23 protein-coding genes and 1 other RNA gene are annotated in these 24846 nt (G+C 64.8%); 18 read left to right on the top strand and 6 right to left on the bottom strand.

Features of this window, described 5'->3' with window-relative positions:
• Positions 1–143: 143 nt before the first annotated feature.
• From Y88_RS13795 to Y88_RS13770, 6 genes are all read left to right on the top strand, one after another.
• Positions 144–1547 (top strand): peptidylprolyl isomerase, encoded by a 1404-nt coding sequence (locus tag Y88_RS13795; protein ID WP_008070298.1) that lies wholly within the window; start codon positions 144–146, stop codon positions 1545–1547.
• A 7-nt stretch (positions 1548–1554) separates the two neighbouring features.
• On the top strand, positions 1555–2583 hold the full coding sequence (gene pdxA, locus Y88_RS13790; protein ID WP_008070296.1) for a 4-hydroxythreonine-4-phosphate dehydrogenase PdxA: 1029 nt from the start codon (positions 1555–1557) through the stop codon (positions 2581–2583).
• Complete coding sequence (gene rsmA / locus Y88_RS13785; protein WP_008070295.1) at positions 2580–3425, top strand: 16S rRNA (adenine(1518)-N(6)/adenine(1519)-N(6))-dimethyltransferase RsmA; 846 nt, start codon at positions 2580–2582, stop codon at positions 3423–3425. Before pdxA ends, rsmA begins: the two co-directional genes overlap by 4 nt.
• Before the next feature lie 240 nt (positions 3426–3665).
• Positions 3666–4514, top strand: a complete 849-nt coding sequence (locus tag Y88_RS13780; protein ID WP_008070293.1) for a TorF family putative porin — start codon at positions 3666–3668, stop codon at positions 4512–4514.
• 119 nt (positions 4515–4633) lie between these two features.
• Positions 4634–6214 (top strand): DUF389 domain-containing protein, encoded by a 1581-nt coding sequence (locus Y88_RS13775; protein WP_232281072.1) that lies wholly within the window; start codon positions 4634–4636, stop codon positions 6212–6214.
• 4 nt (positions 6215–6218) lie between these two features.
• On the top strand, positions 6219–7421 hold the full coding sequence (locus tag Y88_RS13770) for a cation:proton antiporter (RefSeq protein ID WP_008070289.1): 1203 nt from the start codon (positions 6219–6221) through the stop codon (positions 7419–7421).
• Positions 7422–7427: 6 nt separating this feature from the next.
• Here the strand turns inward: Y88_RS13770 and Y88_RS13765 are convergent, their stop codons facing one another.
• Complete coding sequence (locus Y88_RS13765; protein ID WP_018075445.1) at positions 7428–7694, bottom strand: helix-turn-helix domain-containing protein; 267 nt, start codon at positions 7692–7694, stop codon at positions 7428–7430.
• A gap of 107 nt (positions 7695–7801) precedes the next feature.
• Positions 7802–9928 (bottom strand): malate synthase G, encoded by a 2127-nt coding sequence (locus Y88_RS13760; RefSeq protein ID WP_008070286.1) that lies wholly within the window; start codon positions 9926–9928, stop codon positions 7802–7804.
• A 387-nt stretch (positions 9929–10315) separates the two neighbouring features.
• On the opposite strand from Y88_RS13760, the gene Y88_RS13755 reads away from it, so the two are divergent.
• From Y88_RS13755 to Y88_RS13740, 4 genes are all read left to right on the top strand, one after another.
• Positions 10316–11521, top strand: a complete 1206-nt coding sequence (locus Y88_RS13755) for a hydrolase (RefSeq protein WP_018075446.1) — start codon at positions 10316–10318, stop codon at positions 11519–11521.
• Complete coding sequence (locus tag Y88_RS13750) at positions 11521–12561, top strand: arginine N-succinyltransferase (protein WP_018075447.1); 1041 nt, start codon at positions 11521–11523, stop codon at positions 12559–12561. The genes Y88_RS13755 and Y88_RS13750 overlap by 1 nt, the downstream gene beginning before the upstream one ends.
• An 18-nt stretch (positions 12562–12579) precedes the next feature.
• Positions 12580–13845 carry an N-succinylarginine dihydrolase gene (locus Y88_RS13745; RefSeq protein ID WP_008070281.1) on the top strand — a complete coding sequence of 422 codons (1266 nt, stop codon included), beginning with the start codon at positions 12580–12582 and terminating at the stop codon, positions 13843–13845.
• A gap of 150 nt (positions 13846–13995) precedes the next feature.
• Complete coding sequence (locus Y88_RS13740) at positions 13996–14235, top strand: hypothetical protein (RefSeq protein WP_008070280.1); 240 nt, start codon at positions 13996–13998, stop codon at positions 14233–14235.
• 58 nt (positions 14236–14293) lie between these two features.
• Here the strand turns inward: Y88_RS13740 and ssrA are convergent.
• Both ssrA and mscL read right to left on the bottom strand, forming a co-directional pair.
• Positions 14294–14638, bottom strand: a transfer-messenger RNA (tmRNA) gene (gene ssrA, locus Y88_RS19000).
• A gap of 103 nt (positions 14639–14741) precedes the next feature.
• Positions 14742–15185 carry a large conductance mechanosensitive channel protein MscL gene (mscL, locus tag Y88_RS13735; protein ID WP_008070278.1) on the bottom strand — a complete coding sequence of 148 codons (444 nt, stop codon included), beginning with the start codon at positions 15183–15185 and terminating at the stop codon, positions 14742–14744.
• 202 nt (positions 15186–15387) lie between these two features.
• On the opposite strand from mscL, the gene Y88_RS13730 reads away from it, so the two are divergent.
• The 6 genes from Y88_RS13730 to Y88_RS13705 all read left to right on the top strand — a co-directional run bounded on the left by Y88_RS13730 (position 15388) and on the right by Y88_RS13705 (position 20886).
• A complete protein-coding gene (locus Y88_RS13730) occupies positions 15388–16011 on the top strand; it encodes a LemA family protein (RefSeq protein WP_018075448.1) in 624 nt (207 codons plus the stop codon).
• Positions 16012–16025: 14 nt separating this feature from the next.
• Positions 16026–16823 (top strand): TPM domain-containing protein, encoded by a 798-nt coding sequence (locus Y88_RS13725; RefSeq protein ID WP_008070274.1) that lies wholly within the window; start codon positions 16026–16028, stop codon positions 16821–16823.
• A gap of 82 nt (positions 16824–16905) precedes the next feature.
• Positions 16906–17583, top strand: a complete 678-nt coding sequence (locus tag Y88_RS13720) for a TPM domain-containing protein (protein ID WP_332306355.1) — start codon at positions 16906–16908, stop codon at positions 17581–17583.
• 12 nt (positions 17584–17595) lie between these two features.
• Entirely contained in the window at positions 17596–18138 is a 543-nt protein-coding gene (locus Y88_RS13715) for an NUDIX hydrolase (protein ID WP_008070268.1), read from the top strand.
• A 26-nt stretch (positions 18139–18164) separates the two neighbouring features.
• Positions 18165–18959, top strand: coding sequence for an SDR family oxidoreductase (locus Y88_RS13710; RefSeq protein WP_008070267.1), 795 nt, complete (start codon positions 18165–18167; stop codon positions 18957–18959).
• Between the two features lie 79 nt (positions 18960–19038).
• Positions 19039–20886, top strand: coding sequence for an aspartyl protease family protein (locus Y88_RS13705; RefSeq protein ID WP_018075449.1), 1848 nt, complete (start codon positions 19039–19041; stop codon positions 20884–20886).
• Here Y88_RS13705 and Y88_RS13700 read toward each other — a convergent pair.
• A complete protein-coding gene (locus Y88_RS13700; RefSeq protein WP_018075450.1) occupies positions 20880–21992 on the bottom strand; it encodes an S-(hydroxymethyl)glutathione dehydrogenase/class III alcohol dehydrogenase in 1113 nt (370 codons plus the stop codon). The genes Y88_RS13705 and Y88_RS13700 overlap by 7 nt on opposite strands.
• Positions 21993–22379: 387 nt before the next feature.
• On the opposite strand from Y88_RS13700, the gene purU reads away from it, so the two are divergent.
• Together purU and Y88_RS13690 are read left to right on the top strand one after the other, a co-directional pair.
• Positions 22380–23234 carry a formyltetrahydrofolate deformylase gene (gene purU / locus Y88_RS13695; protein ID WP_008070261.1) on the top strand — a complete coding sequence of 285 codons (855 nt, stop codon included), beginning with the start codon at positions 22380–22382 and terminating at the stop codon, positions 23232–23234.
• Between the two features lie 66 nt (positions 23235–23300).
• On the top strand, positions 23301–24188 hold the full coding sequence (locus Y88_RS13690) for a dienelactone hydrolase family protein (RefSeq protein ID WP_008070259.1): 888 nt from the start codon (positions 23301–23303) through the stop codon (positions 24186–24188).
• An 11-nt stretch (positions 24189–24199) separates the two neighbouring features.
• Here Y88_RS13690 and Y88_RS13685 read toward each other — a convergent pair whose 3' ends face one another.
• Positions 24200–24835 (bottom strand): response regulator, encoded by a 636-nt coding sequence (locus tag Y88_RS13685; RefSeq protein ID WP_008070257.1) that lies wholly within the window; start codon positions 24833–24835, stop codon positions 24200–24202.
• Positions 24836–24846: the final 11 nt, after the last annotated feature.

Here is a 24846-nt window from a genome sequence, read left to right as displayed (position 1 = left end):
CTCGCCGGGACAAACCGGCTATCGCCCCGGCACTAAGCTTGGGTTAAGCCGGTCTTGTCAAAGTCCGGAAAAGCACCCGGCAGGTTACGCGCCCTTGCCCGGTCGTCTGCGCCCGGTGCATCGAACAGGAACGACGAATTGCCATGAATGCCGTCCTTCGCCTGCTGCCCGCCTCCGGACGCGTAACCCTGCGCATGACGCTGATGCTGGGCATCACTCTCGCTGGCCCGCTTGCGACCTCGATCGCCGTTGCGCAGGATGTCCCGGTAGAGGCGCCTGCGACCACGACCGATCTTGACGGCAATCTCAACCTGCCGACCAATCCCAAATTCTTCGGCAAGATGGACCCCAACCATCGCCGTGCCACCGCGATCGTCAACGGCGAGATCATCACCGGCACCGACATCGACCAGCGCCTTGCGCTGATCATCAATGCCAACGGCGGCGGCAACAAGATCCCAGCCGAGGAACAGGAACGCCTGCGCGCGCAGGTCCTGCGCAACCTGATCGACGAAACGCTCCAGATCCAGGAAGCCAAGGGCGTCGGCATCGAAATCGACGAAGAGGAAGTGAACCAGTCGTTCGACCGCGTCGCCCAGCAGAATTTCGGCCAGAACACCGCCGCGCTCGAAAAGTACCTGACCTCGATCGGATCGTCCGCCGCTTCGCTCAAGCGCCAGATCAAGGGTGAAATGGCCTGGCAGCGCCTGCTTCGCCGCAACGTCCAGCCCTATATCAACGTTTCGGATTCCGAAGTCCGCGAAATGATGGACCGGATGAAGGCGGCCAAGGGCACCGAGGAATACCACATCGGCGAAATCTTCCTGTCCGCCACCGACGAAAACCGCTCTCAGGTTCTCGCCAACGCAGACAAGATCGTCGAGCAGTTGAAGAAAGGCGGCAGCTTCACCGCCTATGCCCGCCAGTTCTCCGAAGCCTCGACGGCGGCGGTCGGCGGCGACCTGGGCTGGATCCGTCTTGTCCAGTTGCCCCAGGAACTGGCCACCAGCGCAACGACGATGGGTCCCGGTCAGCTGGCCGGGCCGATCGCTCTCGCCGGCGGGTATTCGATCATTTACGTGATCGACAAGCGTCAGGTGCTGACCGCAGACGCGCGCGACTCGATCCTCAGCCTCAAGCAGGTCTCGATCACGTTCCCCAAGGGCACCGCTGAAAAGGATGCCGCGGCCAAGGCGGCGGAATTTGCCAAGGTGGTCAAGGCGATCCACGGCTGCGGCCAGGTCGATGCCGCCGCCACGCAGATCGGCGCCAGCGTCGTTGCCAACGACCAGATCCGCGCGCGCGACCTTCCCGTCGCGCTGCAGGATACCGTGCTGAAGCTTGCTGTCGGCGAAGCGACGCCCCCGTTCGGGTCGATCGAGGACGGCGTGCGCGTGCTGATGCTGTGCGGACGCGACGATCCCAAGGTTGAAAACGGTCCGAGCTTCGAACAGCTCCAGTCGCAGATCGAGGACGACCGCGTGAACAAGCGCGCGCAGACGTACCTGCGCGACCTTCGCCGCGACGCCGTCATCGAATACAACTGATCGCGCGATGTCTCCGGTCCCCAACCCCGCCTTGCCGCTCGCGGTCAGCATGGGCGATCCCGCCGGGGTCGGCCCGGAACTGGCGGTCGCCGCCTGGGCCCTGTCGGGCGCTGACAACCTGCCTCCGTTCATGGTCGTCGGCTCAAAGCGGGTCATCGAGAAGGCGGCTCGCCAGCGCGGCCTCCATGCGCGGGTGACCGCAGTCACAACCCCGCAGGAAGCGCTCGAGGCCTTCGACAAGGCCTTGCCCGTGCTCGACATCGGCGAAGGCGACTATACCCCCGGCAAGCCCGATGCGGCCGGAGCGACGCTCGCCCTGCGCAGTCTCGAAATGGCAACCGGGCTCGTGCGCGGCGGCGCGGCGGCGGCTCTCGTCACGGCCCCGATCGCCAAGAGCCGTCTCGCCGAAGTCGGCTTCGATTTTCCCGGCCAGACCGAATTCGTGGCCGAAGCTTGCGGGATCAGCGCGACCAAGGCGGTGATGATGCTTGCCGGCCCCAACCTGCGCGTCATTCCGATCACCGTCCATGTCGCGTTGGCAAGCGTCCCCGGACTGCTGACGAGCGAGCTCATCCGCTCGCGCGCAGCCATTGCGGCAGCTGCGCTGCGTCGCGATTTCGGGATCGCCGCACCGCGCCTTGCCGTTGCGGGGCTCAACCCCCACGCGGGTGAAGACGGTCGCATGGGGCACGAAGAACAGACGATCATCGCGCCCGCGATCGCCGCGCTCAATGCCGCAGGGATTGCCACCACCGGCCCCTTGCCCGCCGACACCATGTTCCATGCCCATGCGCGCCAGGCCTATGACCTTGCCGTGTGCATGTATCACGATCAGGCACTGATCCCGCTCAAGGTGCTGGATTTCGACGAAGGCGTGAATGTCACGCTGGGCTTGCCGATTGTGCGCACGTCCCCCGACCACGGCACCGCCTTCGGCATTGCCGGGACCGGCGCGGCACGTTCGGGCGCAACCGTTGCGGCCATCCGCATGGCCGGACAATGCGCGGCACGCCGGGCCGCCGCTGCGGCGGAATGACGCCCCCGACGCTCCCGCCCTTGCGCGACGTCGTCGCGCGCCACGGCCTGTCCGCGCAAAAGTCGCTGGGACAGAATTTCCTGTTCGACGAACAGCTGCTCGACCGCATTGCCGCAGTTCCAGGCAAGCTTGCCGGAGCGGACGTTCTGGAAGTGGGCCCCGGCCCCGGCGGGCTTACCCGCGCGCTTTTGCGTGCCGGCGCGCGCGTGACCGCGATCGAAATGGATCGCCGCTGCCTTCCTGCGCTGGCGGAACTGGGCGAAGCCTTTCCGGGTCAACTCCGCGTGATCGAGGGCGACGCGATGAAGATCGCGCCCGAGACCCTGTTCGAAGGCGAATGGCACATTGCCGCCAACCTCCCCTACAATGTCGGCACCGGGCTCTTCACCGGCTGGTTGTCGGGACAGGCGTGGCCGCCGCGCTGGCGCTCTCTGACGCTGATGTTCCAGCTCGAAGTGGCCGAGCGCATCGTCGCAAAGACGGGCAGTGATGCCTATGGCCGCCTTGCCATCCTGTCGCAGTGGCGCGCCACCCCGCGCATCGCGATGAAAGTGCACCGCAGCGCGTTCACCCCGCCGCCCAAGGTCATGTCGGCCATCGTCCATGTCGAACCGGCCGAGATGCCCGATGGGGTCAGTGCCCGGACACTCGAACGCGTGACCGAAGCCGCCTTCGGTCAGCGCCGCAAGATGCTGCGCCAATCGCTCAAGGGCCTGCCCGGCGCTCTCGATGCGCTCGAAACGCTCGGCATCGACCCGCAACGCCGTGCCGAAACGCTGGACGTTGCCGACTTCGTCGCCATTGCCCGGATCATGGGCGGCAAGACCACCGGCGGAAACTGACGCCCCACCCGTCGGTGTGACCTGAACGGCACACTGCGGCCACGCTCTCGGGCCCCTGCCCTGCCAGCAATGATTCCTTACACACCGGCAAACGGCGGGACACTCCCGCTGTCCAAGATCGCTGCGTGTCCGGCGACGAAGGCCCGAGGGCAGACCTGCCAAGGTCCGCTCGAAAGGATGGCCTGATCCGGCACCCGCAGAAGGGACGTGCTCTGATTATCCCGGAGGAGTTCCGCGACAATGGACAGGATCGATACACTTCGCGTTTCCCGCATGGCCGCCGTTCTGGCGACTGCGGCACCCTTGCTTGCCCTTGCCACCCCGGCGCTGGCCGACGAAACCGACCCGCCCAAGGATTTCACGCTCAGCGGCAGCGCCGCTGTCGTCACCGATTACCGCCTGCGCGGCGTCTCGCAGAGCGACAAGCACTTCGCCGTGCAGGCCGGTGCCACTGTCACCCACAAGAGCGGCGCCTATCTCGGCGTCTGGGGCTCGAATCTCGCCGGGTGGGGCACTTTCGGCGGAGCCAATCTCGAATTCGACGTGATCGGCGGCTATGCCCGCACCATCGGCGGGGTCACCATCGACGCGGGGCTCACCTGGTACATGTACCCCGGCGGCGCGGACAAGACCGACTTCGGCGAGCCTTTCATCAAGGTCAGCAAGCAGATCGGCCCGGCCAAGGCACTGGTCGGGGTCGCCTATGCCCCCTCGCAACAGGCGCTCGGCAACTGGTCCAACACGCCTGAAAGCCGGGTCGGGTCCAAGCACGACAACCTCTATGTCTGGGGCGACGGCACAGTGGGGATCGCCCATACCCCGATCACGCTCAAGGGCCACGTCGGCTATTCCAAGGGCAATCCCGGCCTTGGGCCCAACGGAACCAGCGTCGCCCCGACCGGCAGTTATTGGGACTGGATGCTCGGCGCGGACGTGACATTCAACCGGGTCACGCTCGGCCTTGCCTGGATCGACACCGACATTTCCGAAGCCAAGGCCGCCTATCTCCAGCCCAACTTCTCCTCGACCAAGGACGGATCGTCCATCGCGGGCAGTACGGCAGTGTTTTCGGCCACCGTCGCGTTCTGAAGCAGACCGTCGGGAAATAGGCGCGAACCCGAAACGAAAGGACCCCACGCGAGGGGCATTGCCCCTCGCCCCATCCGCCCCGCCGCAAGCGCGAAGTGATTTGCGCCGACGGCAAGTTGATGGGACAAACGCTCATGACCGTCTCGCCCAACACCGGAACCACGGCGTCACCGGCGCCGGAGACCTTCCATTATGCGACCCGCGCGCGCCTGTGGTGGCGCCGCCATGTCAGCGGAACCGTCGATCATCCCGCCGTCATGCAGCGGGTCGCCGACGAAGCAGGCTGGACACCCCGCTTTGCCTTCATGGTGCTGATGTCGGCAGGCATTGCCGAACTCGGCCTGCTGCAATCCTCCCCTGCGGTCGTCATCGGCGCCATGCTGATCTCCCCATTGATGGGGCCGATCATGGGGCTGGGCTTTGGCCTCGCGCTGTTCGATTTCGCCAGCTTGCGCCGTTCTCTGGTCGCCCTTGGTATCGCGGTGCCCTTCGCGATCGCGTTTACCGCTGCAATCGTGCTGCTCTCTCCGCTGAAATCGGCGACGCCCGAAATTCTTGCGCGGACCCAGCCCAATCTGTTCGACCTTGTCGTGGCGCTGTTTTCGGCCCTTGCGGGCACATTCGCACTGATCCGTGGCAAAGGCGAAACGATCGTCGGCGTCGCCATCGCCACGGCCCTGATGCCCCCGCTCGCTACTGTGGGTTTCGGCCTCGCCACGGCCAACACTTCCATTGCCGGGGGCGCCTTTGCGCTCTTTGCCACCAATTTCGTGACCATTGCCCTCTCGGCCACGATCATGGCGCGGCTCTACGGGTTCGGCCACGCTCTCTCGAGCAAGCAGAGCTGGCTTCAGACTGGCCTCCTCCTCGCGGTCTTTGTCGTCATGGCTGTCCCGCTCGGCTTTGCGCTCCAGCGGATCGCGGGCGAAGCCGTGATCACATCACAGGTACGCTCCACCCTGACCGAAACCATGGGTGAACGCGCCCGCGTGACGCAGCTCGACATCGATTTTCAGGCCACGCCGCTCGCCATCCGTACCGTCGTGATCGCCCCCCGGAAACAGGCCGTGCCCACCGCGAGCCTCAAGGCAGCCCTTGCCGCCCACCTCGGCCAGCCGGTCGAGATCGAGGCAGATCAGGTGCTCATCGATCCGGCCTCCGCCAAAGCTGACGAAGCGCTTGCCGCGCTGACCAAGACGCAGGACCAGCAACTCGCGACAAAGCTCACGGGTATGGTTGCTGTTGCCGCAGGCGTTCCTGCCGACGCCATTCTCGTCGATCGCTCCGCCCATCGGATCCAGGCAGCGGGTACACCTCTCCCCGGTGCGACGCTCTCCACCTATCGCGCCCTCGAAGAACGCATTGCCGCACAGGCACAGGACTGGAGCATCGCGATCGTCCCGCCTGCAGGGATCCCGCTGCTCCCCGTTCCGGCCGATATCGACGAGACCGGGGCGCTCGGCCCGGCCGCGCTCGACGCCATACGCACAAACATCTGGGCCGCGCACCGATGGAACTGGACCTCCATCGGCGTGCCCGGCATGACGGCCGCCATGCCATCACGCCCCACTCCCGAACAGATCGCTGCGGCCGCAGTCGCCAAGGCCGTTGCCGACAACGGACTGCAACCGCGTGCCGTTGGCCCGGACCTTCCCGGCGCGCTCGACCTGATCATCCCCGGCGCCAAGAAGGGACGCTGATCCCATGCATCATGTCGATACGGTCACGCTCGGCCTGTTGCTGTTCATCGCCTGTCTGGTCGCGATCGCCTGTCGCCGGTTTGCGCAACCTTATGCGATCGGGCTGGTCGTTGCGGGAATCGCGCTCAGCCTGTTCGGATTTCACAGCGGTCTCGCGCTGACGCCCGAACTCGTCTTTTCCGTGCTGCTGCCCCCACTGGTTTTCGAAGCCGCCCTCCATCTGGGCTGGGCGCAGTTTCGACGGGAAAGCCCGCTGGTCCTGAGCATTGCCTTTGGCGGCACTTTGCTGTCGGCGCTCGTGGTCGCGGTGGGCATGCATTGGCTGGCCGCATGGGGATGGCCCGCCTCGCTCCTGTTCGGCAGCCTTATCGCCGCGACCGATCCAGTCTCGGTCATTGCCCTGATGAAGGAACAGAAAGCCGATCAGCGGCTGCGCTTCCTGATGGAGGCCGAAAGCCTTATCAACGACGGTGCGGCGGCGGTCCTGTTCGCGCTGGTTGCGGCATGGATCGCGGGCGAGGCCTCGACGCCTTCGGGCGTGGTCCTGGCGCTGGCATCGACGGTCGGCGGCGGGGTCCTGCTCGGCCTTGCCGTCGGGGGAGCGCTGATGCTGGTGGCGCGCCCTTCGGACGACCATCTCGTCGAAATCACGCTGACCATGCTGGCCGCCTACGGCTCGTTCCTGCTGGCCGAGGAACTGCATGTTTCGGGCGTGCTCGCCACCTTGTCGGCGGGGATGCTGGTCGGCAACCGGGGCATGGGTCGCGACCTTACCGAAGAAGGCGGGCAGGCGGTCGTCCGTTTCTGGGAATTCGCCGCATTCCTTGCCAATTCGGTGGTGTTCCTGCTCATCGGCAGCAGCGAGGCGATCCAGCCGATCGCCAGTTACTGGCTGCCCGCGCTGGTCGGCACGGTCGCGGTGCTCGCGGGCCGGGCTGCGGCGATCTATCCGATCGCACGGATCTTTCGCAAAAGCCCCATCGCGGTCGACCGCCTGACCCAGCACATCCTCGTCTGGGGCGGGCTGCGCGGGGCCCTCGCCCTTGCGCTCGCACTCGGCGCGCCGCAGGCCCTGCCCGAGCACGACGCGCTCGTCAGCACGGCCTTTGCCGTCGTCGCCTTTTCCATTTTCGTACAGGGGCTGACTGTGCCGCGCCTGCTGCGCAAGGCCAACGTGGCTGCGGATCAAGTCCACAGCCACGCATGAAACACGTCAGCGCAGCAGTTCGCTGACCAGCGAAGGCTTCTTCGCGATCATCGCGAGAAGCACTTGCGCCGGGCCGGTCGGGCGACGGCGGCCGTGCTCCCAATTGAGCAGGGTGCCCTTGGGAACGCCGATGCTGCGGGCAAAGGCGCTCTGCGACAAGCCGGTGCTCGCGCGGATCGCGGCGACATCGACAACCGGGACTTCCACTTTGGGAACGCGCGTGACGACGCTCTTGCGTTCCACACTCTGACCAATGGCCTCGTAAACGTTCATCACCGGCACTCCACCGCGTGTCATCCTGTGGATGGCGCGAGGGTCTTTTGCCCCTCGCGCCCCGTTACCGTTCCGGATTCAGTTTCCGATAAGCGGCACCGACACTCTCAGGCCGGTTCGGCCACTTTCGCCGCCGCCTTCTTCTTGCGCCGCCAGGCGTGCAGCAGCGGTTCGGTGTAGCCGCTGGGCTGTTCGACGCCCTTGAACACCAGATCGCATGCCGCACGGAAGGCAAAGCTGGTGTCCCAGTTGCCCGCCATCGGTTCGTAAAGCGGATCACCGGCATTCTGCCCGTCGACCTTGGCGGCCATGCGCTGGAGGCTTTCGGTAACCTGCTCGGGCGTGACGACCCCGTGGAGCAGCCAGTTGGCGATATGCTGGCTGGAAATGCGCAAGGTCGCGCGGTCTTCCATCAAGCCGACATCGTTGATGTCGGGCACCTTGGAACAACCGACCCCCTGGTCGATCCAGCGCACGACATAGCCGAGCAGGCCCTGCGCGTTGTTGTCGAGTTCCTCGGCGACTTCCTCGGGCGACCAGTTGGTCCCGTCGGCCAACGGCACGGTCAGCAGCGCGTCGAGCGAGGGAATGCCCGCTGCCGCGATGCCTTCGCGCAGACCAAAAACGTCGATTTCATGATAGTGGGTCGCATGCAGGGTCGCTGCGGTCGGCGAGGGAACCCAGGCGGTGTTCGCCCCGGTCTTGGGATGGCCGATCTTTTGCGCAAGCATGTCGCGCATCATGTCGGGAGCCGCCCACATGCCCTTGCCGATCTGCGCCTTGCCCGACAGGCCGCTGGCAAGACCGATCGCGACATTGCGCGCTTCATAGGCCGCGATCCAGGCCGAAGCCTTCATCGCGCCCTTGCGGATCACCGGGCCGGCCTGCATCGCGGTATGGATTTCATCGCCCGTACGGTCGAGGAAGCCGGTGTTGATGAAGACGACGCGGTCCTTCACCGCCGCGATACAGGCGGCAAGGTTGGCCGAAGTGCGGCGTTCCTCGTCCATGACGCCGACCTTGATGGTGAAGCGCGGCAGACCCAGAACGTCTTCGACCCCGGCGAAGAGGTCGTTGGTGAACGCCGCTTCCTCGGGCCCGTGCATCTTGGGCTTGACGATATAGATCGAGCCTTCGCGGCTGTTGCGATAGGGGCTCAGCCCCTTGAGATCGTGCATCGCGATCGCGCTGGTGATCGCCGCGTCCATGATCCCTTCGGGGATTTCGCTGCCGTCGGCGAGCAGGATCGCCGGGTTGGTCATGAGATGACCGACATTGCGCACGAACAGCAGGCTACGGCCCGACAGCGTAATCGTCGAACCGTCAGGCGCTGTCCACACGCGATCCGCGTCGAGCGAACGGGTCATCGTGCGCCCGCCCTTTTCGAAGCTGGCGACGAGATCGCCGCGCATGAGGCCCAGCCAGTTGCGATAGGCGACCAGCTTGTCTTCGGCATCGACTGCCGCGACCGAGTCTTCCAGATCGACGATCGTAGTCAGCGCCGCTTCGAGAACGACGTCGGCAATGCCCGCCTTGTCGGTCGCGCCGACCGGGCTTGCGCGGTTGAGCACGACTTCGATGTGGAGGCCGTTGTGACGGAACAGCAGGCCGCCGTCCTTGCGGGCAATGAACTGGGTCGGATCGGCAAGCGCGGGAACGCCTTCGCCGTCCCATTCGGTCCACGACCCGGCCGCGAGCGGCAGGGCCTTGTCGAGGAAAGCACGCGCCGCGGCGATCACCGCAGCACCGCGTTCGGCGTCATAGCCCCCCGGACGCGCCGGCGCCGCATCGAGCGCATCGGTGCCGTAGAACGCGTCATAGAGGCTGCCCCAGCGCGCATTGGCCGCATTGAGCAGGAACCGGTCGTTGAGAACCGGAACGACCAGCTGCGGCCCGGCCATGGTGGCGATTTCCGCATCGACATTGGTCGTCGCGATAGCGAACGGCGCCGGTTCGGGAACCAGATAGCCGATTTCGCTCAGGAACGCGCGCTGGGCGGCAACGTCGAGCGACTGCCCCTTGCGAGCGCGATACCAGTCGTCGATCTTTGCCTGAAGCTCGTCACGGCGTGCCAGCAGGCCGCGATTGACCGGCACGAAACGATCCACCAGCCCGGCAAAACCGGCCCAGAAATCGGCAGCAGCGATCCCGACGGGACCAAGAACATCGGTTTCGATAAAAGCGGCCAGCGCGGCATCGACCTGAAGGCCGGAGCGGTCAACGCGATCGGTCATATCCTGTATTCCCATAGACTTACGAAACATGGTGGTGCTGCCAAAAAGCGGCGCACCGGACGTGAATCGGCAATCCTGGGGAGGAACGCTGAGCCCTCTATGCCTTGTCCCGCATCGTTTGGCAATCGCGCGCAAGAACAATTGCATAGGTATGCTCGGCCAGCGGCCTGTGCCTGCCCACCAGGGGGGTGGCTTCACCTTACCCAACTGCTGCGCTAAGACGTTTCGTTGAAATCCGGCAGCAGCCGGATTTGCGGCACCGGCCCTCTCCCCACCCGACCACCCACAGGGTACTATCGTTGGGTGGTCGGGTGGGGGAGAGGGCCGGTGCCGCATTGAAAATGCACTCCCGTGCATTTTTCCAACGAACTCATAATAGAGCAAGGAATGCACACTCTCTCCACGAGCGAACACGATTGCCTTGCGCGCATCGACCCCGCGCCGATGCTGGATCAGGTCCTGGCGTGGAGCGCGATCAACACCGGCACCCGCAATCTCGACGGCCTTGCCCGACAAGCCGACGTGCTGGCCGAGGCCTTTGCCGCCCTGCCCGGCGACGTGGAGCTCGAAGAGGCCGCCCCGGTCGAGGCGGTCGCAGCCGACGGACGGGCCGTTGCCATTGCCCATGGCCGCAATCTCGTCCTGCGGGTGCGTCCGCAAGCCAACCGGCGCTATCTGCTGACCGGGCATATGGACACGGTGTTCCCTATCGACCATCCGTTCCAGACGACCCGCTGGCTCGACGCCGAGACGCTCAACGGCCCCGGCGTTGCCGACATGAAAGGCGGGATCGCAGTCATTCTGGCAGCCCTGCTCGCGTTCGAACAGAGCCCGGCCGCAACGGGCGTCGGCTATGACGTGCTCCTCAATGCCGACGAGGAAACCGGCAGCCTGTCCTCGGCCCCGCTGATCGCGCGCCTCGCTGCGGGCAAGGCGGCGGCGCTCACCTACGAACCCTCAGCCCGGCCCGACGGCACCCTGGCAGGGGCTCGTGCGGGCAGCGGCAACTATTCAGTGATCATCACCGGTCGTTCGGCCCACGCCGGGCGCAATCCCGAGGAAGGCCGCAACGCGATCGTTGCCGCCGCCGATCTCGTCCTGCGCCTCAAAGGCCTCGAGAACGCCGGGATCACCGTCAACCCGGCCAGGATCGAAGGCGGCTCGGCCAACAATGTGGTGCCCGACCATGCCATTGTCCGTTTCAACATCCGCCCCCGCGCGGTCGAGGCGGCCGATGCCTTTGCTGCGGCCCTGCCCATCCTGATCGCCGCGATCGAAACCGCCCACGGCGTTTCCATCCATGTCCACGGCGGCATTTCCCGCCCGCCCAAGCCGTTGACCCCCGAAGCCGAGGGATTGTTCGGCCTTGTCCGCGATTGCGGGGCGGCCCTGGGCCAGACGATCGCCTGGCAATCGACCGGCGGGGTCTGCGACGGCAACAATATCGCTGCCTGCGGCGTTCCCGTGGTCGACACCATGGGCGTGCGCGGCGGCGCCATCCATTCAACGGACGAGTTCCTGATCGTGCCTTCGCTTGCCGAACGGGCACGGCTCTCGGCGCTTGTGCTGCATCGACTTTCGGGAGGGGAATGATGAGCTTTCGCATCCGCGCCGCTGCGCCCGGCGACCTGCAACACCTGTACGACATGGCCAAGCTGACCGGCGGCGGCTTTACCAACCTGCCCCCCGACCGCAAGGCGCTGACCGCCAAGCTCGAACGCGCGGCGGCGGCTTTCGGCAATACCGAGGAAGGCGCCCCCCGCGAGGTCAAGGACGAACTGTTCGTCCTCGTGCTCGAAGACACGACGACCGGCGAAGTGCGCGGCACCGCGCAGATCTTCACCTGCGTCGGGCAACAGTGGCCGTTCTATTCCTATCGCATCGCCACGCTGACCCAGCATTCCAAGGAACTGGGGCGGACATTCCGTGCCGAACTGCTCAATCTCGTCACCGATCTTGAAGGATCGAGCGAAGTGGGCGGCCTGTTCCTTCATCCCGGCGAACGCGCAGGCGGCCTCGGCCTGCTGCTGGCGCGCAGCCGCTATCTCTTCATCGCCATGCACCGTCGGCGCTTTGCCGATCGCATCCTTGCCGAACTGCGCGGGATCATCGACGAACGCGGCGGATCGCCGTTCTGGGACGGCGTTGCCGGGCGCTTCTTCGGCATGAGCTTTCAGGAAGCGGACTATTTCAACGCCATCAACGGCAACCAGTTCATCGCCGACCTGATGCCCAAGCATCCCGTCTATGTCGCCATGCTGCCCGAAGGCGCGCGACAGGTGATCGGCCTGCCCCACCCGACCGGGCGCGCGGCCATGCGCATGCTCGAAGAGGAAGGCTTTGCCGCCGAGGGCTATGTCGACATTTTCGACGGCGGGCCGACCATGACCGCGCGCACCGATCGCGTGCGCTCGATCGCCGAAGCGCGCACCGCGACCGTCACTCATGTTCGCGCTCTCGAAGGCACCGGCCAGGCACGCCGCGCGCTGGTCGCGACCGGACGCCTGTCCGACTATCGCTGCGCATACGGGGAGCTGGCGGAAGACGGGCCGGACGGCGTGGTGCTCGATCCCGTCGCGGCTGCCGCACTGGGCGTCAGTGCAGGCGACACCATCTGGCACGTCGCGCGCTGATAACCGGGAGAGAACCTCATGGCGCTTGTAGAAATCAACTTCGACGGCCTCGTCGGCCCCAGCCACAACTATGCCGGGCTCAGCCTCGGCAACCTCGCCTCGGCCAGCCACGGCGGCGACACGTCCTATCCCCGCGCCGCCGCGCTGCAAGGGTTGGAAAAGATGCGCCACAACCTGCATCTGGGACTGGTACAGGGCTTTTTCGCGCCACTGCCGCGCCCCAATCCGGCCTTCCTCGCCGCTGTCGGCCTCGATGCGCGCGAACCGGCCGATGCAGCCGAAACCCGCCTGCGCGCTGCGGCCTGGTCGGCAAGCTCGATGTGGACGGCCAATGCCGCAACGGTTTCACCCGCCCCCGACACCACCGATGCGCGTTGCCACCTGACTGCCGCCAATCTCGTCACCATGCCGCATCGGTCGCAGGAATGGCCCGACACCGTGCGCCAGTTGCGTCTCGCCTTTGCCGACAAGGCCCATTTCGCCGTCCATGACGCGGTCCCGGCCTGTTTCGGCGACGAAGGCGCGGCCAACCACATGCGCATGGCCGCCCGCCACGATGCGCCGGGCCTCGAGATCTTCGTCTATGGACGCCCCGGCGGCCTGTTCCCCGCACGCCAGCATGAACAGGCCAGCCGCGCGGTCGCCCGCCTCCACGGCCTCGATCCCGCACGCGCGCTCTTCGTCGAACAATCGACCGAAGCAATCGCGGCAGGCGCCTTTCACAACGATGTCGTCGCCGTCGCCAACGAACGCGTGCTGTTCACCCATGAACTGGCCTTTGCCGATCCCGAAGGCACTTATGCCGCGATCCGCGCCGCCCTGCCCGAAGCGGAAATCGTCGTGGTTCCGGCAAGCGCCGTCAGCCTGTCCGACGCGATCCGTTCCTATCTCTTCAATGCCCAGTTGCTGACGCTGCCGTCGGGCGAAATGGGTCTCGTCATCCCGCTCGAGGCCTGGGAAACCCCATCGGTTCGCACCTGGCTCGAAGCGATGCTCGCTTCGAACGGTCCGATCCGCCGCGTCCTGCCCGTCGACGTTCGTCAGTCGATGGCCAATGGCGGTGGCCCGGCTTGCCTGCGCCTGCGGGTGGTTGCCGACCCCGCCACGGTCGATCCGCGCTTCCTGCTCGACGAAGCACGGATCGACGCCCTTGCCAAAGTCGTTGCACGGACCTGGCCCGAACAGATCGATCCCCTTGATCTTGGGTCTGAAAGTCTTGGCCAAAGCGTCATTGCGGCGCGGCGGGCTCTCCTCGACGAGGCCGGGCTTAACGAGTTGATCTGATTTTCGTTACGGTGCGTCGGGCGGCAACATGTCGCCCGACTTTACAGTCGGGACACCTTCGCAGGCGCGGGAGCGCGGCATTCGGGCATTGGCACGGGCTTTGCTAATGAAATCAGCACCCAAGGTTGCACAATTAACCGGATCCTAACCATGCTACGCAAGCTTCTCCGCCTGTTCATCATCAAGAACCGGATCGAGGCCTTCGCGATCATCTACGCCCTTGCCCTCGGCGCGGCCGAGCGGGGACGGATCTATCTCGACCAGTTTCCCGGCTTTGGCGGAAAGATGCTGTTCCTTGCCGCGATGGTCGCGGTGTTCATGGGCGGCGCCAAGATTCTCGACGCGCTGACCTATGAACGAGCGGCCGAGGCCCAAAACGACCGGACCTGAGGCTCAACTCGAATGAAAGGCAGGTAGGGCGTTTCTGTTGCTAGGTACGCCCCCAACCCCTGGTATCCTTCTGTTGCCCGGCGGGTCCAACCGCGCTTTCGCTTTGTAAGATCTGGCCGTTAGGCCGTCAGGTTACGCAGCGAGAGCAAGTGCTTCGTTGTCGTTGGCACTTGTGAGTTTTGAGCCTTTAACGGGTTACTCAGCCCGGACGAAAGCAACGCTTTTCAACACACGTCGATCCTAGTTCGGCCCCGTCATCTATCCCGCAAGGCGAGAGAGGTGGTGGAGCCGCCGGGTACCGCCCCCGGGTCCGCTGTGCCTATTGCACGCCACAGTTTATCGTCATAGCCGGCACGAGACCGGCAGGAGCGCATATAAGGCGCCCACCCCGAATTGAAAGGGGCCAAAACGAAAAGAGGCGAGAACCTTGCGGTTCCCGCCTCCTCTTTCCGTGGCGCCCGGACGCCGCGTTCACTTGGGCCCAAGGTTCACTGGGCCCCCAAAGCTCACTTCGTCTTGAGAGCGTCGCGGATCTCGATCAGCAGATCGACTTCACTCGGCCCCGACGGCGGGGGCGGCGCAGCCTCTTCGGCAGGCTTGGTCATCAGCTTGTTGGCCGAACGGACCAGCAGGAAGATCACGAAAGCCATCAGCAGGAAGTTGATGACATTGGTGATGAACGCCCCATACCCGAACAGCGCCACACCCGCGGCCTTGAGCGCGGCATAGTCCTCCAGCGATCCCTTGTAGGTCGCCGGAACCGCGCCGAGCACGACGAACTTGTTCGAGAAATTGATGCCCCCGGTGACCAGCCCCAGCACCGGCATGATGAGATCCTCGGTCAACGAGGTCACGATCTTGCCGAAAGCGGCGCCGATGATAACACCGACAGCAAGGTCAAGCACGTTGCCGCGGGAAATGAAGGCCTTGAATTCCGAGAGAAGTGCCATCGCCTGCCCCGTTTGTAGTTAATATTGTCGGCCTGACTGCCATCCTTCACCCACTTTCGCAAGGTCGTGGCGGCTGTCCGTTTCCGACGAACGGCACTGCGCCATCGACCGTAGTGCTTGAACGGTCATGACGACACGCTATCTCTGCGCGCGAAAGCATGGTGCGTTTCCCGCGCCTGCCGGGTCAAGGAAAGTATCGATCATGGCTGCACGCCTGTTCAACCGTTTTGCCCGTTTCGCCCTTGTCGCTGCGGCCGCCGCTTCGCTGGCCGGATGCGGGGTCAATTCCATTCCGACCGCCGAGGAAAATGCCAAGGCCAAGTGGGCCGACGTCCAGACGCAGTACCAGCGCCGCGCGGATCTGATCCCCAATCTGGTCGCGACGGTCAAAGGCTATGCCAAGCAGGAACAGGACACCCTGACCAAAGTGACCGAAGCCCGCGCCAAGGCAACCTCGATCCAGGTCAGCGCCGACGATCTTACCGATCCGGCCAAGGTCGCCCAGTTCCAGAAAGCGCAGGGCGAACTTTCGCAGGGTCTGGGCCGCCTGCTCGCCACGGCCGAAGCCTATCCCGATCTCAAGTCGAACGAGAACTTCCTGACGCTGCAAAGCCAGCTTGAAGGAACCGAAAACCGCATCTCGGTCGCTCGCCGCGATTACAACGAGGCGGTCCGCGAATACAACGTGACCATCCGCACGTTCCCGGCGGTCGTTGCGGCCAAAGTGATTTACGGCGCCAAGCCGATGGTGCCGTTCGAAGCGGCCGAAGGCGCGCAGGCCGCTCCGACGGTCAATTTCGACACTCCGGCCAAACCGGCCCATTGAGCGGGCGCGCGTCCATGCGCCCGCGTCTTCACCGTCTTGCCGCAGCGCTGCTGATCCTTGCAGCGGCGCTGTGGTCGGGTCTTGCCCCGGCCAGCGCCCAGACGTTCCCGCAACTGACCGGGCGCGTGGTCGATGACGCACACATCCTGACCCCCGATCAGGTTTCCGCGCTCGACACCAAACTTGCGTCACTGGAAACCCAGTCACAACGCCAGCTTGTCGTCGCCACGGTCTCCAGCCTCGGCGGCGACGAGATCGAGGACTATGCCAATCGCCTGTTCCGCACCTGGGGCATCGGCGACAAGCAACGCAATGACGGCATCCTCCTGCTGGTCGCGCCGACCGAGCACAAAGTGCGGATCGAGGTCGGCTATGGCCTCGAAGGGATCGTGACCGACGCCTTGTCGAGCATCATCATCCGCCACGACATCGTCCCGCGCTTTCGCGCCAACGACTATGCCGGGGGCATCAATGCGGCGGTCGATGATCTGATCACGCAATTGCGCCTGCCCGACGATCAGGCGCGCAAAGTCGCCGCACAAGCCAAGGACCAGGTCGCGCGCGAGGACCAGCCGCAATTCGACAGCGGCACGGTCGTCTTTCTCGTGATCTTCGTCCTGTTCTTCCTCATGCCGCTCCTGCGCGTGCTGCGCGGCGGCGGTCGCCGCTACGGCGGCGGCGTGTGGATCTTTCCGGGCGGCGGCTTCGGTGGCGGCGGTTGGGGCGGCGGCAACGACTGGGGTGGCGGTGGCGGCGGATTTTCCGGCGGTGGCGGCAGCTCGGGCGGTGGCGGCGCCTCGGGCGGCTGGTAAAAGGCCGCGCGCCGTCCAAGCGAAACGCCCTGCGATGAGTGCATCTCATTTCAGGGCCGTATGAGACCAAGGGGGAATGACCATGGCGAACATCCTGTCGGCAGAAGACCGGCGCAAGGCGGCAAGCGCCGTCGTCGCCGCCGAAAGTCGCGCGAACGGTGAAATCGTCCCCGTCTTTTCGCAAGCCTCGGACAATTACGCCGACGTCGCCCTCGCATGGTCGGCGGCCATCGCGCTTGTGGCTCTGTGTGCTCTGGAAATCGGCTCGGATTTCTACCTTGGCCTCGTCGATCGTTCGCTCGGCATGTGGGCCCATCGCTGGACCCCGCACGAGGCTTTCGGCCTTGCTCTCTTCGTCGCGGCGATCAAGTTTGCGGGCATGTGGCTGCTGATGCTCTGGCGCCCCTTGCGCCTGTGGCTGACCCCCGGCGCGATCAAGGCGCGCCGCGTCCGCGCGCGGGCCATGCTGGCCTTCCGTCTTGCCGCACAGGGACGCACGCATGGGGCGACCGGGGTGGTCATTTTCCTGTCGCTTGCCGAACGGCGCGCCGAAATCGTCGCCGATGCGGCCATCGCCTCACGGGTGCCCCCCGAAATCTGGGGCAATGCCATGCATGCCATGCTGACCGAAATCCGCGCGGGCCGCACCGGCGACGGACTGGTTGCAGCGATCGAACAGGTCGGGCAGGTTCTGGCCGAGCATTTCCCGCGCGAAGCCGCAGCCGTCAACGAATTGCCCGACGGCGTCATCGAACTGTGAACCGGAGTGCCCATGGCTCTTGAAGACGAATATGCCCAGCCCGAGGAGATCCGCTGGGAAGGTCGCTACATCGCCGCCAAGACCCGGGGGCGCTGGGAATATGTCAGCCGTACCCGCAATGTCACCGCCGCGGTGATCCTGGCCATCGACAACGACCACGTCATCATGGTCGAACAGTTCCGCATCCCGCTCGGGCGACGCTCGCTCGAATTGCCTGCCGGTCTTGTCGGCGACGATGACGGTGGCGAAGGCGAAGACCCCCAGGTGGCCGCTGCCCGCGAACTGGAAGAGGAAACCGGCTATCGCGCGGGGCAGATCGTATCCCTGGGGGAATTTCAGTCCTCGCCGGGCATGGTCACCGAATCCTACACGCTGTTCCACGCCACCGACCTCGAAAAGATCGGCGAAGGCGGTGGCCTTGATGGCGAGGACATCACCGTCCACCGCGTCCCGCTGGCCCAGGTCGACGCTTTCATCGCGGCCCGCCGGGCCGAAGGCTATGCCATCGACACAAGAATGTTGCTGTTTCTCGGAGCTCGCCTCATAAGCGTTTAATCGAACGCTTAAGATAGGAGAGGGCAATGGCCCCGATTGCCGATGGACGGGTTTCTGGAAAAAAGGCGCTGGTGACCGGCGCGGCACAAGGGCTGGGCGCTGCCCACGCCCGCGTGCTGGCACGCGAAGGCGCCCGCGTGCTGATGACCGACATCAATGCCGACAAGGTCGCCGCCGCCGCGCAAGCCATCAATGACGAATTCGGCGAGGGCACCGCGCTTGCCCTTGCCCACGACGTGACCGACCCCGACGACTGGGACCGGGCCATTGCCTGCGCCGCCGAGGCGCTCGGAGGGCTGTCGGTGCTGGTCAACAATGCCGGGATCGGCGTGCGCGGCACGATCGAGACCTGCACGCTCGAAGAATGGCGACGCGGCTTTGCCGTCAATGTCGACAGCGTCTTTCTGGGCTGCCAGAAAGCATTGCCGCTGATGAAGGACAACCAGCCCGGTTCGATCATCAATATCAGCTCGATCGCGGGGCTGATCGCTTCTGATACCATGCCCGGCTACAATGCCAGCAAGGCAGCGGTGTGGATGCTGAGCAAGTCAGTCGCGCTTTACTGCGCGAAACGCGGCTGGGCGATCCGCTGCAATTCCATTCACCCGACCTTTGTCGACACGCCCATTCTTGACGGAATCGGCGCCAATGCAGGCATCGAAAAAGAAGTCATCATGGGAAAACTCGCCCGCCAGATTCCCCTTGGCCGCATCGGCGCGCCCGAAGAAATCGCCAACGGCGTCCTCTATCTTGCCAGCGACGAATCGAGCTTCATGACCGGTGCCGAACTCAAACTTGATGGAGGAATTTCGGCGCTGTGACCAGATTGGACCAGTTACGTTACTTCATTTGATTTCAAGCCGGTTGCCAATAGACAATAAAGCGGGCAGTCATGACGCAATGCGCTGGATTGCCCGCTCCCTGCTCGCCCCGACACTCCTCCTTGGGGTGGCCCTGCCCCATGCCGCCTATGCCGGTGACAACGCCTGCAAAGTCAACCTGCTTGCGCGGCTACCCGTCGTCATGGAGGATCACCGGGCCAGCGTTCCGGTCTCCGTCAACGGCAAGGAAACCCATTTCTGGCTGGATACGGGCGCCTTCTTCAACACCATGCCCAGAGCAAGGGCAGCCGAACTCGGGCTTTCTCTGGGACCATTGCCCGAAGGTTTCTTCGTCACCGGGATCGGCGGCGATTTCACGCCCGAACTCGCCACGATCCGCGAATTCAAACTGGCGGAATATCCGCTGCACAATATCCAGTTCATCGTCGGCGGCAGTGACGGCGGCAACGGCTTCATCGGCGCCAACCTCTTGTCCTTTGCCGATACCGAATACGACCTTGCCCACGGCACGGTGAACATCATCAAGCCGCACAACTGCGCCAAGGTCAATCTTGCCTACTGGGCGGGCGATCGCACTCTGGCCATGATGCCCCTGTTGCCCGGAAGCGACGACCACGACTACCATGTCTATGGCGAAATCAGGATCAACGGGCACAAGATCCGCGCCATGCTCGATACCGGTGCGACGTCCTCGATCCTGACACGCTCGGCAGCCCAAAAAGTGGGGATCGACCTGAATTCCCCCAAAGTGGTCGCCTCGGTCAAGATGTCCGGCGTCGGGACGAAACAACGCAGAAGCTGGATCGCCCGCACCGATTCGATCGATTTCAACGGCGAGGAAATTCACAATTCCCCGATCCGGGTCGTCGACGACGACATGGGCAGCGACGGCACCGACATGCTGCTGGGCATGGATTTCTTCCTGTCGCATCACGTTTTCATCGCACGCAGCCAGAACGTGATCTACCTCACCTACAACGGCGGCCCGATCTTTTCCTCCACCACCGAGGACGAAATCGGTCACATGAAGACGGTGGAAAGGAACTTCACCGGAACCGACAAAATCAACGCCCCCAAGACCGCCGACGAATTCGCCGGACGCGGATCGGCGCGTATGACCAAGGGCGACATCGACGGCGCCATTGCCGACTTGTCCGAAGCGATCCGGCTGGCTCCGCAACGCACCGATCTCCTGACCATGCGCATGAGAGCCTATCAACGCGCGGGCAAGCGCGATCTGGCTCTGAAAGACGCCAATGCCGCTCTTGCGCTCAAACCGAACGACAATGTCCTGCTGTTCCACCGCGCGTGGCTGCGTCTTCACGACGGGGATCGGACCGGCGCCATGGCCGACGCCGATGCCGGCGTTGCCGCCACGCCGAAAACCTCGCTCGACATGATGCAAGCCGTCGGCCTTTACGAACGCATGGGCAAGGCCGATCGCGCGCTGGCCCTGATCGACCCGATGATCACGCTCCATCGCGAAGACAGCAGCTATCCCGACCTGCTCAACATGCGCTGCTGGAACCGGGCTCTTGCCAATGTCGATCTCGACCGCGCGCTGGACGATTGCACCGCCGCGATCCGCAAGAGCCGTGGAGAGCCGGGCTATCTCGACAGCCGCACGCTCGTGCACTTGCGCCGCAAGGACTATGCCGCGGCCATCACCGATGCCGATGCGGCGCTCGCCCTGCGCCCTGACATGGCGAACACGCTGTTCCTGCGCGCACTGGCAAAATTCAAGGCCGGACAGGAAAACGGCGGCAAGGATGACCTTGCCGCCGCTCGAAAGCTCTCACCGGAAATCGACACGCATTACAGCGCCTACGGCCTTGTCGCGCCGATCCCTCCGGCCGGGCCGACCGCAAGGATCGACCCGGACACGGACGATGACGACAATCAGTAGACGATGACGGAGCGGATGGATTCGCCCGCGTGCATGAGGTCGAAGGCCTTGTTGATGTCTTCGAGGCCCATGACGTGGGTGATCATGGGATCGATCTCGATCTTGCCCTGCATGTACCAGTCGACGATCTTGGGCACGTCGGTACGGCCCTTGGCGCCGCCGAACGCGGTCCCGCGCCAGTTGCGGCCGGTGACGAGCTGGAACGGACGGGTCGCGATTTCCTTGCCCGCTTCGGCAACGCCGATGATGATCGAGGTGCCCCAGCCGCGATGGCAGGCTTCGAGCGCGGTGCGCATGACTTCGGTGTTGCCGGTGCAGTCGAAAGTGTAATCCGCGCCGCCGTCGGTCAGCGCGACGACCGCCGCGACGACTTCGTCACGGCTCATGCCGCGGGTGTTGAGGAAGTCGGTCATGCCGAAACGGCGACCCCATTCCTCGCGGTCGGGGTTGATGTCGACGCCCACGATCTTGCCCGCACCGGCCATGCGCGCGCCCTGGATCACGTTGAGCCCGATCCCGCCCAGGCCGAAGACGACGACATTGTCACCGACCTGTACCTTGGCGGTGTTGACGACCGCGCCGACGCCCGTGGTCACGCCGCAACCGATGTAACAGCTCGACTGGAACGGCGCGTCCTCGCGGATCTTGGCGACCGCGATTTCGGGAAGGACGGTGAAGTTCGAGAACGTCGAGCAGCCCATGTAATGGAAGATCGGCTGACCCTTGTAGGAAAAGCGGGTCGTGCCGTCGGGCATCAGCCCCTTGCCCTGCGTCGCGCGGATCGCGGTGCACAGGTTGGTCTTGCCGGAAAGGCAGCTTTTGCACTGGCGGCATTCGGGGGTGTAAAGCGGGATCACGTGATCGCCCGGCTTCACGCTGGTGACGCCCGGCCCCACTTCGCGCACGATCCCTGCGCCTTCATGGCCCAGGATCGAGGGGAAGATCCCTTCGCTGTCGAACCCGTCCAGCGTATAGGCGTCGGTGTGGCAAACCCCAGTCGCCATGATCTCGACCAGGACTTCGCCCGCCTTGGGCCCTTCAAGGTCGACTTCGACGATTTCCAGCGGCTTCTTCGGTTCGAATGCGACGGCAGCGCGTGTCTTCATGGAACGGTCCTCAAATGCGGAGAGTTCGGTTTGAGCCCGTGCATAGTCCGCCCCCGGAACCGTGGCAATTGCCCATGCCACCCTTTCCAGGCATATGTGCATAGTTTCTTGACACATGTGACCCGTTACCCCCACGAGGTATCGTCACGCCGCAAGGCGCGATTTATAGGGCCGCGTTCCTCTTTCGCCGGACGGCGGATCGGGAACGAGGCACCGACCCAGCCCCGAACGATTGCCCGCATAAGCATTTATTATCGGGCGAACCCATGGGGATGGAACGGTGCCGCGGTCGGGCATTCGGTCATTGCCGGATGATCCGATCAGGCACATAGACCCCGCGCAAACCGGATTTGACCTGCCGGATTCAACCCGAAAGACAAGAGAACGATGACCGCACCGCTTATCCTGACCCTGTCGTGCAAGGACCGCCCCGGAATCGTTTCCGGCGTCACCGGCAAGCTGTTCGAAAGCGGCGCCAACATTCTCGAAGCACAACAATTCGACGACGCGCTGTCGGGCAATTTCTTCATGCGGGTGGTGCTCGATCCGGGCGCACAGGGCGTGGTCGCGCTGCGCGAGGCTTTCCGCCCGGTGGCCGAGGAATTCGCCATGGACTGGCGCCTGCGCGATTCCGGCCTGCGCCGCCGCGTGATCCTGATGGTCAGCCGGTTCGACCACTGCCTGGGCGACCTGCTCTATCGCGCGCGCATCGGCGAACTGGCGATGGATGTCGTCGCAATCATCGGCAACCACCCGCGCGAGGCACTGTCGGTGCCGCTGTGGTCGGACATTCCCTATTACCACCTGCCCGTCACCGCCGCGACCAAGCCCGCCCAGGAAGCCGAGATCAAGCGCATCGTCGAGGAAACCGGCGCCGAACTCGTCGTCCTTGCCCGCTATATGCAGATCCTGTCCGACGACATGACTCATTACCTGTCCGGCCGCTGCATCAATATCCACCATTCCTTCCTGCCCAGCTTCAAGGGCGCGAAGCCCTATCACCAGGCGTTCGCGCGCGGGGTGAAGATGATCGGCGCGACCGCCCACTACGTCACTGCCGACCTCGATGAAGGCCCGATCATTCATCAGGACGTGGAATCGGTCACCCACGCCGACACCCCCGACGACCTCGTCCGCAAGGGCCGAGACATCGAACGCCGCGTCCTTGCCGAAGCAGTCCGCCTCCATCTCGAGGATCGCGCCCTGCTCAACGGACACAAGACCGTCGTCTTCAAGAGCTGACAATCGCATTGCACCGGGGGCTCGCGTCGCTATCGTCCGCACGCAAAGCCATGGGAGCCCCCCACGATGTGCGATGACCTGACCGAAACCGACGCCGCCCGCTTTCTCGCCCGCGCGGGGACACTCGATCGACGCCGGTTCGCCGCACTCGGCGCGGGCGCGATGACGCTGGCCTCCATGCCCGGATGCCGCGCCCAAGGCGAACCGCCCGCTCTTCCGGTCAAGGGGCGCGACGTCGCCATCACCACGCCCGACGGCATCACCGACGCATGGTTCGTCGCCCCGACGAGCGGACGCCATCCCGCCGTCCTGCTCTGGCCCGACATCGCCGGGCTGCGTCCGGCCTATCGCACCATGGCCGCGCATCTGGCCGCCTCGGGCTATGCCGTGCTGGCGGTCAATCAATACTATCGCGGTGCGAAAGCCCCGGTGCTCGATTCCCTTGTCGCCTGGCGCACGCCGGAAGGACAGGCCAAGCTCAAGCCCCTGATCACCCAGATCACACCCGCCGGCATCATGCGCGATGCCGCCGCCTATGTCGGCTGGCTCGACCGGCAGGGCGAAGTCGATACCATGCATCGCATCGGCACCTGCGGCTTTTGCATGGGCGGCCCCTATACCGTCCGCACTGCGGCGGCCGAACCCGACCGTATCGGCGCTGCCGCCTCGTTCCACGGCGCAGGCCTTGTCGATACCGGCCCCGACAGCCCCCACCTCCTGCTGCCCCGCACAAAGGCTTCATTCCTGTTCGCGATCGCCCAGAACGACGACGCCCGCAGCCCCGACGACAAGACCACTCTGAAAACCGCCGCCGCACAGGCCCACCGCCCCGCCGAGATCGAGGTCTACCCCGCCCAGCACGGCTGGTGCACGATCGACGCCCCCGTCTACGACCGCGAACAGGCCGAAAAAGCATGGTCCCGCATGCTCGTCCTGTTCAAGGCGAACCTGTAGCCCGCCGATGGTCAGCCTTTTGTCCGGACCAGCAACGCCAGTTCAGTGCGATTGCTGACATGGAGACGATCGAAAATCCGGTGCAGGTAGATCTTCACGGAGCCTTCTGAAATTCCGAGCCTTTCGGCAATTTCACGGTTGCGCAGGCCTGCTGCGGCGCCTTCGACGATCTTGCGGTCCCGCTCGGACAGGCTTTCCAGCAAGGATGGCCCCCGAGGCTCCGACACCAGCGTAAAGGCACGTTCCATCACCGATACGGCAATAGCACGCTCCCCCGCCATCACCGTGCCGATCGCTTCGCGCAGGGCTCCGGCCTCGGTATCCTTGAACACGATCCCGTTGACACCGGCCCGTACGGCGGAAACCAGCCGGTCATCGTCAATTTCGGCGGCCAGAATCAGAATGGGGGTCGCATCGCCCTTGGCGCGCAGCGCCTTCAGAACTTCGCCCCCATCACGCACGGGCATGCGAACGTCGAGAATGACGAGATCGGGATGATGCTCCTTGACGGCGGCAAGCGCTGCGTCGCCATCGCCCACGGACGCGACGACCGCAAAGCCCAGGCTGCCGAGAACCTGTTCCAGCCCGGCGCGGAAAAACGCGTGATCGTCGGCAATGACGATCCTCAACATGCCCGGACTGATCATGACAGAACCCC

The organism is Novosphingobium nitrogenifigens DSM 19370, from assembly GCF_000192575.1.
Taxonomy (GTDB): Bacteria; Pseudomonadota; Alphaproteobacteria; order Sphingomonadales; family Sphingomonadaceae; genus Novosphingobium; species Novosphingobium nitrogenifigens.
This window is presented reverse-complemented; position numbering and strand designations above follow the sequence as displayed.